This is a genomic window from uncultured Campylobacter sp., from assembly GCF_938045405.1.
Taxonomy (GTDB): Bacteria; Campylobacterota; Campylobacteria; order Campylobacterales; family Campylobacteraceae; genus Campylobacter_B.
In genome coordinates, this window is sequence record NZ_CALIMW010000235.1 from 1 (window position 1) to 1,221 (window position 1,221).

At 37.7% G+C, this 1,221-nt stretch carries 1 protein-coding gene; it reads left to right on the forward strand.

What is annotated here, in order from left to right:
• Nucleotides 1–422: 422 nt before the first annotated feature.
• On the forward strand, nucleotides 423–1,046 hold the full coding sequence (locus tag Q0140_RS09775) for a hypothetical protein (protein ID WP_297964140.1): 624 nt from the start codon (nucleotides 423–425) through the stop codon (nucleotides 1,044–1,046).
• Nucleotides 1,047–1,221 lie beyond the last annotated feature (175 nt).

Here is a 1,221-nt window from a genome sequence, read left to right on the forward strand (position 1 = left end):
TTTTGAACCGCAATCAAATGCTCTATCCAGCTGAGCTACGAGCGCACGAAATAAACGGGATTATAGCGTTTTTAGCTTAAATTTAGCCAAAAAGGCGATTTAAATTTCGACATGCGATAAATTTTAGATTCGCATTTTTCGCATTTTTGCGTTTGCCTTATCGCGACGCCCAGTTTTTCGTTTAAATTCCAACGTACAAGAATTTTAGCCTACTCAAATTTACCTTGTATCGCGCCGAAATTTAACTAAGGATTCTGCTCGCATCTTGGAATTTAAAATTTATCCTACTTAAAATTCCGCGAGGCAAATTTAAAATGTCTTAAAAATTTACGACCTTGCAGCCCAAATCCTGCGTAAAATAAATAAAATTTATTGCTTTTTATGTATCATAAGCGAATAATACAATGAACGAAGGAGAGAAAATGAAGCAAGTATTTTTGGTGTTTGTGCTGTGGCTCTGTTTTAGCGGGGCTGCTTTTGCGATGCAAGATACGGAGCCGAGTGAGGCACAAGGACAAAATTCCGCGGGAATTAAAATTTTAAGCGACGGGTTTTATAAAATGTCCGCCGAAGAGCGCGGTAAGGCATTAAATGATTGTGATGCTTCGCACTCCTATGGAGGATGCGATAAAATTTTCTCACAAGAGATCTCGCAACTTATTAAAAAGTGCAATATGGGCGACGGCAAATATAGTACTTGTCAGAATTTATTAAGTATCACGGATAAGCACTGCTTTGAAAAAGAGGGGATTGAAAATTCCTTAGCGTGTGGTTTATACGGCGAAATTTTACTTAAGACAAATAGATCTTCAATTGCATTAAAACCATTAACAAGAGCTTGTGAGGTAGGCAAAATATGGAATTCTTGTTTGCTTAGCGCATTAACTTATTTTGAATATGCTTTAGATGTAGACGAGGTAATAAAATATATGACGATGGCTCGAGATTTAGCGTATGATAAAGAGCGCTACAATAAAATCATCAAAAAATTGCAAGATTGCAAAGCCGACAAAGAATGCAATCCTGCGAAATTAGAATTTCAATAGGCGAGCGGCGATATAGCAAATACGGCGGGCTAAATTTCTAAATTTAAATAGCAAAAGAAAGATCGCTATGGCGGATAGGCTGATCGACATCGGGCTTATTTTGTTTTTCGGCGGCTTTTACATGCTATATAAACGGCGTATGCGGGATTGGCAAAGACTATATGCAGCGCAATAA